The 11,299-nt window shown below is 49.1% G+C and carries 1 protein-coding gene; it reads left to right on the forward strand.

The annotated features are described in order from the left end of the window. Window positions 1–73: 73 nt before the first annotated feature. Window positions 74–11,287 carry an amino acid adenylation domain-containing protein gene (locus tag MKY24_RS11655; RefSeq protein ID WP_339202019.1) on the forward strand — a complete coding sequence of 3,738 codons (11,214 nt, stop codon included), beginning with the start codon at window positions 74–76 and terminating at the stop codon, window positions 11,285–11,287. Window positions 11,288–11,299 lie beyond the last annotated feature (12 nt).

Genomic DNA, 11,299 nt, shown 5'->3' on the forward strand with positions numbered 1-11,299 from the left:
ACACAACGCTCATGTACGTAACAACGCACCATCCAACCGGGGGAACAGGCCCCGAGAAGCAGGAGGGATGTCATTGAAAGCCTTATTTGAGAAGGAAAAAAATTACTGGAGTCATAAACTGGAATCTGAGGATCATATCATCCGCCTACCATACACCAACCATGTGTCCAGAAGTACAACTGTAACGAGTTTAAATTCCCATACGTACACACTCACATTTCCAACTGAAATTTCCCAAAGAATATCATCTATAACAGGTGGCGCTCCATGGGCCGTGTTTATGGTCCTGCTTGCTGGAGTAGAGAGCTTATTGCATAAATACACAGGTGAGGAACGTGTGCTGCTGGGCATCCCGGTAGCCAAGTCTGGCAACGGTGCTACAAAGCCGATCAACCATCTGCTTTTATTGAAAAATACGCTGGATTCCAGCACAACCTTCAAAGCTTTGCTGTCTCAAATCAAAACCTCTGTCGGCGAAGCTATTGAACATCAAAACATTCCTTTTTGGAACTATTCTGAATTACTTGACATTCAACGTAATGAGGATGAAAAGCCTCTTATTCACACCACAGTATCCTTGCAAAATATTCATATTTCTGATTTTTTAAATCACGTACAATCTGAACTGGATTTCCAGTTTCAATGGGAACATGAAGCGGTCTCCCTGAACGTAAAGTATAGTAGCGACCGTTATAGCGAGACGACGATTGAGCACTTTGTTGAGCAGCTTCTGCGGCTGTACACTATTGTTTTGCAGCAGCCAGAGTTGGCGATTTCCACAGCACAAGTACTGTCAGAGCAAGAAGTAGAGCAGCTGGTCCATACCTTCAACGATACAACTGTGGATTATCCACGTCATGCGTCTATTCATGAATTGTTTGTGAAACAGGCGAAGCAGGCACCACAGCAGGTGGCGGTAGTGTGTGGGCAAGATAGCCTAACCTATGCAGAATTGAATGAAAAGGCCAACCGACTGGCTCATTCTTTACGTAAGCAGGGAATCCGCACCGAGCAGACGGTCGGCATTGTAGCTGAACGCTCGATCGAGATGATTGTCGGTATGCTCGGAATTCTCAAAGCAGGTGGAGCGTATGTACCCATTGATTCTGATTACCCGGATGAGCGTATACGCTATTTGCTGCAGGATTCCGGTGCGGACATACTGCTCGTGCAGCGAATGGAACATCGGCCCACTGATTTTAAGGGAATGGTGCTTGACCTTAGCGATGCTGCAATTTATGGAACGGATGATGCTGATCGTTACGATCCAATTTTGCCGAATGATCACGGGACGAATACTGATCCGGGATACGTGGACTGCCTAGATCCGTTCTACTCCATTTTCGCCAGTCCCGAACTTGCTTCTACGACAACCATACAACCAGAAACCATGCAACCAAAAGCTACGCAATCAGAACAAGCAGAACAAATACAGCAGGCTTATGCAGCTGGAGAACAACCGAAGGCGAGCGCAGCTGGTCGTTTGGCCTATATTATGTACACCTCAGGGACTACAGGCCAGCCCAAAGGGGTTATGGTGGAGCACCGTAATGTCGTGCGTTTGGTGACAAACACAAATTATGCACGCTTGAATGCCGACACACGCATTTTGCAGACCGGGTCTGTTGTCTTTGACGCGTCCACCTTCGAAATTTGGGGTGCGTTATTGAACGGTGGACAGCTGGTGCTGGTGAGTCAGGATGTTATTTTGGACGCTCCCAAGCTCAAGGAAGTTGTTCGCAATCACGGCATTACCACGATGTGGCTGACCGCACCACTCTTTAATCAGCTATCCCAGCAGGACTTGGAACTATTTGAGGGGATGCGGGAGCTATTGGTTGGTGGTGATGTGCTGTCCGTACCGCATATTAACCGGGTATTGGAGGCCCATCCGAATCTACATATCATTAACGGCTACGGTCCGACGGAAAATACGACCTTTTCCACCACACATGCCATTACCGGCGTTCAATCGGCATCTGTGCCCATTGGTAGCCCGATCCATAACTCGACGGCATATGTCGTGGACCGTTCGATGCAGCTTCAGCCTATTGGAGCGTGGGGGGAGCTGATCGTCGGCGGTGACGGGGTGGCTCGCGGATATCGCAACCGCCCAGACCTGACGACCGAAAAGTTCATCGACAGCCCGTTCCGTGGCGGCGAACGCTGCTATCGAACAGGGGACCTGGTGCGTTGGAATGCGGACGGGACGCTGGAATATAAGGGACGAATCGACGCACAGGTGAAAATTCGAGGCTACCGGATTGAGCTGGGCGAGGTGGAAGCACAGCTGTTGAAGCTGGAGGCAGTCCGAGAAGCTGTTGTAATTGCACATGAAGATGAGCAGGGGCAAAAGCTGCTCTGCGCATATGTGGTCACCCATGCGGAAGTAGCGACAAGTGAGCTGCGTAGTGCTTTGAGTCAGGAGCTGCCGGGCTACATGGTACCGTCGTATTTTGTACAGCTGGAGCAATTGCCACTGACGCCCAACGGCAAGGTGGATCGCCGAGCGTTGCCACAGCCAGAGGGAGGTGTAAGCTCAGGCGCAGAATATGTACCTCCTCAAAATCAATTACAAGCACAACTGGCTAGCATCTGGAAAGATGTGCTGGAGCTTGAGCGCATTGGGATTAAGGATAACTTTTTTGAGGCAGGAGGACATTCCCTGCGGGCGACACATGTCATATCACTCATCTATAAGGAATTGCATAAAAATGTGCAGCTAAAGGATTTGTTCCAGCATCCGACAATTGAACAGCTGGCGCAGGTTATTGAAGCACTGGAGCAAACCACCTATGAATCCATCCCTGTTACGGAGAATAAGCCATTTTATGCGGTCTCTTCGGCTCAAAAACGGATGTATATCCTCAATCAGCTTGATGGAGCGGGAATTAGCTATAACATACCTGGTGCCCTGACTCTGACCGGTTCACTTGATCACAAGGCACTGGATAACGCGTTCCGTCAGCTTATTGAACGCCATGAAACATTGCGCACAAGTTTTGAGACCATGAACGGTGAACCTGTCCAGCGAGTACATGACGAGGTTCCTTTTCGCATGGAATTGACCTATGCTCACGGAGCTGCCCCAAAGGAAACGGATGAGCTGGTACATAACTTTGTTCAGCCGTTCGATCTGGGGCAAGCTCCGTTATTCCGAGTTGGTTTGATTGAAACAGACCCAGAGCATCATATTTTGCTCATAGATATGCATCATATCATTTCGGACGGTACCTCTATAAATGTACTGATTCAGGACTTCATTCATTTATATGCAGGCGACACGCTGCCATCGCTGCGCATTCAGTATAAAGACTACGCCGCTTGGCAACAGAAGCAGCAGCAAAGTGAACGCTACCGGGAACAGGAAAACTACTGGCTCAATACCTTCGCAGGAGAGCTACCTGTGCTTGATCTACCGACTGATTATTCACGCCCAGCGGTGAGAAGCTTTGAAGGAGATGTGCTGGAATTTACGCTTGACCAACGACAAAGCGAAGGCTTAAAAAGCATTGCGGTGCAGACGGAATCGACATTATATATGGTGCTGTTGGCTGCCTATTCGGCTTTGCTTAGCCACTATAGCGGGCAGGAAGATATTATTGTCGGTTCGCCAATTGCAGGGCGGCCCCATGCAGATCTTGGCAGTCTGATCGGGATGTTCGTCAATACACTGGCAATCCGTAATTATCCAGAAGGCGGGAAAACGTTCCGCGATTATGTGTTGGAGGTCAAGGATAACGCGTTAAAGGCTTTTGAACATCAGGATTATCCGTTTGAAGAGCTGGTGGAGAAGCTGGGCGTGGATCGAGATTTAAGCCGTAATCCGTTATTTGACACCATGTTTGCACTGCAAAACCTAGAGCAAAAAGAGCAGCAGCTGGCGGGGCTGCAATTGGCATCTTATCCAAGTGAACAAACGGCGGCCAAATTTGATTTGAGTCTGTTCGCAGTGGAGGATGGAGAACAAATTTCCTGTGCTCTTCAATACGGAACTCGGCTGTACAAACGGGAAACCATCGAACGACTGACTGAACATTTGCAGCAGCTTATCAATGCGGTTATAAAACAGCCGGATATCGCTCTTTCGGCTATAGAAATGGTTTCGGCCCAAGAAAAAGAGCTGCTTGTGCAGAGATTCAATGATACGGTAGCAGACTATCCGTATCCACGAGATCAAGCACTGCATGTGCTGTTCGAGGAACAGGTAGTGCAATCACCAGATCGGCTGGCCATCACCTTTGCGGACATGCAGCTTACCTACCGCGAGCTGAATGAACGTGCCGACCGTCTGGCACGCATACTCGCTTCCCATGGGATACAGCGCGGGTCCGAGCCAGAGACACAGCGAGTAGGGATTATGGCTGAACGCTCCATTGAAATGGTCGTCGGTATGCTGGCGATTTTGAAGGTCGGAGGGGCTTACGTTCCCATTGATCCTGATTATCCTGAAGAGCGTATCCGTTATTTACTGGAGGATTCCAGTGCTGGGCTGTTACTGTTACAGCGACGTGAGCAGATTCCTTTTGAACCCGGCATTCCGGTCATCGATTTGAGTGATGAACAGCGATGCAATAGCAAGTCTGAATGTGACGCTCAGACGGATGGAACAATTGCGATTACAACAGGGGGATCTTCCTCCGATCTTGCGTACGTGATCTACACCTCTGGTACGACAGGCAAGCCGAAGGGCGTGATGATTGAGCACCGTAATGTCGTGCGCCTAGTGAAAAACAAAAGCTATGCCATGCTTGATGAAAATACACGTATGCTGCAATTGGGCGCAGTTGTGTTCGATGCCTCCACATTTGAAATCTGGGGAACGCTGCTGAACGGGGGACAACTGTATGTGGTAAGCCATGACACTATTCTGGATGCCTCCAAGCTCAAACAGGCAATTGACAAGTATCGTGTTAACACGATGTTCATGACCACGGCTTTATTCAATCAGTATTCGCAGCAAGAAATCGGAGTGTTTGCGTCCTTGAAGGAGTTGCTCGTGGGTGGTGATGTGTTGTCTGTACCACACGTCAATCGTGTGTTGAAGGAGTACCCGCAGCTTCGCCTGGCCAATATTTATGGTCCGACGGAGAACACCACCTTTTCCACCATCTATGACATTACAGAACCGCAAACCCAGGCTATTCCCATTGGACGTCCAATTGATCACTCGACCGCTTATGTGGTCAATCGTTCGTTGAAGCTGCAACCTGTCGGAGCCTGGGGAGAGCTGATCGTCGGTGGCGACGGTGTTGGGCGAGGATATCTGAATCGGCCCGAGCTTACGGCGGAAAAATTTATTGAAAGTCCATTCCGGTCTGGAGAATATTGCTATCGTACAGGAGACTTAGTGCGTTGGCGTGCTGATGGTGTACTGGAGTACAAGGGAAGAATGGATGAACAGGTCAAAATTCGCGGCTACCGCATTGAACTGGGTGAAATTGAAACCCGATTGTCCACGATTCCAGGTGTGAAGGAATCGGTTGTTACCGTGCGGCAGGATGATCACGGACAAAAACAGCTGTGTGCCTATTTTGCAACAGACAGTGAATTGAGCGCCAGCGACTTACGTAACATTTTGTCGCAGGATCTGCCTGGCTATATGGTGCCGTCTTACTTTGTGCAGCTCTCCAGACTGCCTTTGACGCTGAATGGCAAAGTAGACCGCAGGGCACTGCCCGCACCTGAGCACAATCTCGATACAGGTATGGATTATGTGGCACCCGAAACGGATGTTCAACAGGCACTGGCTACGGCTTGGGGAGCCATTCTTGGTATCCCGAAAGTTGGAATTCAGGATAACTTTTTCCATTTGGGTGGTGACTCCATCAAGGCCATCCAAGTATCGTCCCGCTTGTTTCAGGCTGGATACAAGCTGGAAATGAAGGACTTGTTCAAATACCCGACAATTGCGGGATTAAGCACATATATTCAGCCTGTTAACCGAATAGCCGAGCAGGGCGAGGTTACAGGAAATGTAGTGCTTACACCGATTCAGCGCTGGTTTTTTGAACAGCCAACGGGAGAACCACATTATTTTAACCAATCTGTCATGCTCTATCGTCAGGAAGGCTATGACGAACAGGCACTACGGCGGGCGCTCCATCAGATTACATCGCACCATGATGCATTGCGTATGGTTTTTAGTTTGTCGGAGAACGGATGTACAGCATGGAACCGCAGTGTAGAGGAAGGCGAACCGTACCATCTGGAGTGCTTTGACTATAATGACAGCGATGTAAACAAGCAAGATTTGGCGAAGATAATTGAAGCGAAATGCAATGAAATTCAATCTGGTATTTCCCTAAGCGAAGGTCCGCTGATGAGACTGGGGCTGTTCCGTTGCCCGGATGGAGATCATCTGCTGGTCGTGATTCATCATTTGGCGGTGGACGGAGTATCCTGGCGCATATTATTCGAGGATTTGGCGACTGCCTATGATCAAGCCTCCAAGGGTGAACAGGTGATTCAGCTGCCTCATAAAACAGATTCGTTCCAAACGTGGGCCGAGCAGCTGCACGCTTATGCCAACAGTCCAGCTATGGAACGTGAGCGAGCGTATTGGGGGAAACTTGCACAAGCGGAACTGGCTCCTTTGCCGCAGGATTACGGGCATAACGAGCACGAAAAGCCATTGATTGGCGATAGTGAGTCGGTTACTGCTTTGTGGACACATGCAGAGACAGAGCAGCTGCTCAAGCAGGCCAATCGTGCCTACCGTACAGAAATTAATGACCTGTTGTTGACGGCGGTAGGAATGGCATTGCAAGCATGGAGCGGACATGAGCGTTTCCTGATTAATCTGGAGGGACATGGGCGTGAAGCCATTTTACCAGAGGTGGACATTACCCGAACGATAGGGTGGTTTACAAGCCAATATCCTGTTTTGCTCGAAATGCCGGAAGAACTGGCACTTTCGCAACGGATTAAGCGTGTGAAGGAAGGACTGCGCGGCATCCCGCAAAAAGGGATTGGCTACGGTGTACTGAAATATTTAGCCGACCGCCAGACACAGGCACCGGAGGCATCTCCAGCCATATTTACGACAGATCCCGAAATCAGCTTTAACTATTTGGGACAGTTCGATCAGGATATGAAAGGGAACGACTTGCAATCATCCTCATATGAGGGTGGGATGCCGCTGAGCCCGACCATGGCTCGAACGTATACGCTTGATTTTGGCGGCATCATTTCGGGAGGCCAACTGGGTCTGACGATTAGCTATAGCCGTACGAGCTATAGAGCGGAGACGATCGAGCGATTGGCGAAATTTCTAGAATCGAGCCTGCGTGAAATTTTGGCGCATTGCATCCATAAAGAACACCCGGAGCTTACCCCAAGTGATATTTCCTATAAAGGAATGAGTGTGGAGGGCTTGGACAGCCTCTTATCTGAAATGGGTGCTGCGGGTGAGATTGACAATGTATATGCACTGACCCCGATGCAGAAAGGGATGCTGTTTCACAGCCAGCTAGATAGTCAAGCAGCTGCGAATGACGCGTATTTTGAGCAGGTTTCTTATGATATGCGAGGTCAGATGGACATTCGGGCTTTTGCAGAAAGCCTGAATATTCTGGTTCGGCGACATGAGGCGCTGCGTACAAATTTTTATTTTGGCAGAAATACGGAACCGTTGCAGGTGGTGTATCGAAATCGGGATTGCGGCTTTCAATATGAAGATTTACACCATCTAGATGAGGATGAAATAGATTCCTGGGTGAAAAATTTCAAGCTACAAGATAAAGCACGGGGCTTTGATCTGCGTCGGGATGTCCTGCTGCGTGTAGCGATTTTACGTACCGGAGAAGACAGCTATCATTTTGTATGGAGCTTTCATCATATCGTCATGGACGGCTGGTGTCTGTCCCTTATAAACAAAGAAGTGTTTGAAAGCTATGCAGCACTTCAGGAGGGCAGAGTACCAGAACTGGCACCGGCAGTGCCGTACAGCCGCTTTATTGAATGGCTGGAAGCACAGGATCGCAAGGCGGCAACCGACTACTGGAGCAGCTATTTATCCGGATATGAGCAGCAAACAGCGTTACCAGCTGTAAAATCCGGTCGCAAGAGTGAAGGCAACACGGCTAGTGATTGGGTGACGGTTTTGGAACGTGAGTTGACCCTCCGGGTGGAGGAGACGGCTAAGCGATATCAAGTGACCATGAATACGTTATTACAAACCGCATGGGGGATTGTGCTGCAAAAATATAACAACCACAGTGATGTCGTATTTGGCAGTGTCGTCTCAGGCCGTCCATCAGATATTATCGGGGTAGAGGATATTATCGGCTTGTTCATTAATACCATTCCCGTTCGCATTCTTAGTGAGGCAGGGGAATCTTTTGCAGAAGTTATGAAGAAAACGCAGGAGCAGGCGCTGGCTTCTCATGCATATGATACGTATCCACTGTTTGAGATTCAGGCATTGACCGATCAGAAACAGGATTTAATTAACCATATTATGGTGTTTGAAAATTATCCAGTAGATGAGCAGGTCGAGGAACTGGGAAGTGACGGGCAGGATACATTCCCGATTTCCAATGTGGTGGCTGCAGAGCAGACTAACTATGATCTGAGCTTAGTCGTTATGCCGGGAGAATGCATCAAGATTCGTTTTATGTATAACGCGTTAAGTTATGATCAAACAGGCATTGAGCGTCTGCATGGACATTTTGTGAACCTGTTGGAGCAAGTTTTGCTTAACCCGAATGTTTGCGTAGAAGAGCTGGAACTGGTTACAGCGGCGGAAAAACAACAAATTACAGGAGAGTTTAATGACACTGCCTCTGCATATCCAAGCAATCACACGATCCAAAAACTGTTTGAGGAGCAGGCAGAGCGCACGCCGGATCATATTGCCGTAGCTTTGGGTCATCAATCATTGACCTATCGGGAACTCAATGAGACAGCCAACCGTTTAGCGCATACGCTGCGTGAGGCAGGGGTGAAATCCGATGAACCTGTGGGCATTTTGACGGAGCGCTCACTGGATATGATTACGGGAACACTCGCTATTTTGAAGGCTGGTGGCGCGTATGTGCCGGTAGACTCTCAATATCCGGAGGACCGTATCCGTTATATGCTGGAGGACTCGGGAGCCAAGCTGCTGCTGGCCCAGCAGGATTTACTGGATCGTTGCTATTTTGACGGACAGATTGTCAATCTGAATGAGGATACGTCCTACAGTGCAGATGCTTCCAATCTGGGTATAGATGGAGCGGGTAATCATGCTGCTTATGTCATTTATACCTCAGGTTCAACAGGTAAGCCTAAGGGTGTCGTTGTTGAGCATCAAAGTGTCGTGCGCCTTGTCCGCAATACGGATTATGTGCCATTTGATGAATCGACCCGAATGCTGCAGACTTGCGCGTTTGTATTTGATGTATCTACGTTTGAAATTTGGGGCGCGCTGCTGAACGGCGGTCAGCTTGTTCTTGTGCATAAGGATGATCTATTGGACGCGGCCAAGCTTAAAGAGACGATACGAGATCATCGCGTCACCATGATGTGGCTGACCACTCCGTTATTTAATCAGCTTTCACAGCAGGATAGTAAACTTTTCGGCGATGTGAAGTATTTGCTGGTTGGTGGTGATGTTTTGTCTGCACCCCATATTAACCGGGTCCTGCGCGATAATCCGGACATCAACATCATTAACGGCTATGGGCCAACGGAAAATACAACCTTTTCGACGACGTATCACATTACGGAAGAACAGCTGGATTCTGTGCCGATCGGACGCCCCATCCGCAATTCGACGGCGTATGTAGTGGATTCGTCATTTAACCTGCAGCCGGTCGGAGCTTGGGGTGAGCTGGTTGTCGGCGGAGACGGAGTTGCACGTGGTTATCTGAACCGTCCTGAGCTGACGGCTGAGAGATTTCTTGCTAACCCGTGGGTGGACGGAGATCGCCTGTACTGTACGGGAGACCTTGTTCGCTGGCGTGAAGACGGCATACTGGAATACGCTGGACGGATTGATCAACAGGTTAAAATTCGCGGTTACCGGATTGAGCTGGGCGAGGTGGAGGCGCGGCTGGCAAGTGTACCGTCCGTGCGGGATAGCGTTGTTATCGCTTTGCGGGATGGAGCAGGTCAGCAGCAATTATGTGCTTACTTCACTGCCGATGAACAGCTGACCATCCGTGAGATTCGAGCTGCTATGTCGGCCAGTCTGCCGAGCTATATGATTCCATCCGCATTTGTACAGCTGGATCGGTTTCCGCTGACGACAAACGGCAAAATCGACCGCAAAGCTTTACCTGTGCCGGACAAAGGGCTGCACACGGGTATAGAATATGTCGCACCGCGAACCGATGTGGAACAGTTGCTGGCAGCCATTTGGCAGGAAGTACTTGAAATTCCACAAGTGGGTATCCACGATGACTTTTTCACGTTAGGTGGACATTCCTTAAAAGTACTGGAGCTTATACGCAAAGTTCACCTTGCTACAGATATTGAGCTTCCCATCCGTAGTGTTCTGGACTTCCCAACTATAGAAGCGCAGGCGCTCACATTATTGAAAGCCGATCTGGAGTACAAGGCCGATAGTCCAATCATTCGGTTGAATGAACACGGTCCGATCTCCATCTTCTGCTTTCCTCCTATGCTTGGATACGGGCTGTCGTTCGCGGAGCTTGCGAAACAACTGGATCAGGACGCAGTCGTGTATGGGTTGGAGTTCGTAGATGATGCTGCGGATGAGCAGGCCATGCTGGCACGTTACGTTGATTTGATCGTCAGCACGCAAGCGCAAGGTCCGTATGTGCTGCTTGGTTATTCCATAGGTGGTAATCTGGCGCATAAGGTTGCTGACACACTGGAACGTCAAGGTCATACTGTATCCGATATTTTTATGCTCGATTCGGTCAAAAGGGCGGAAGCCCTGCCCTTCACAGTTGAAGAAACAGAGCATGAAATTCATGACATGCTGGAACAAGTTCCCGACTCCTACCGTGAGCTGTTGAATGAAACGTACCAACGTAAAATGATCGCTTACGCGGTATATGGCAACCAGCTTGTGAATACAGAGAGCGTTCAGGCGAATATTCACGGCTTTGTCGCCGTTGGATCAGAAACGGTCAAGGGTACAGGAGATAATCGACTTTTATGGAAAGACGCTACACAAGGTAGCTATGAAGAGCATAGCTTGATTGGCAATCATTATGAACTGCTGGAACCCGGATTTATCGAGGAAAATGTAAAAAGTATCCGTGCCACCATACAAAAGATAACTCGGAACACGGACAAAGACATGACACAAGACTTGGCACATCATAAATCTTGAAAATCTACGGTT

It is taken from the genome of Paenibacillus sp. FSL P2-0322 (assembly GCF_037975315.1).
Classification (GTDB): Bacteria; Bacillota; Bacilli; order Paenibacillales; family Paenibacillaceae; genus Paenibacillus; species Paenibacillus polymyxa_B.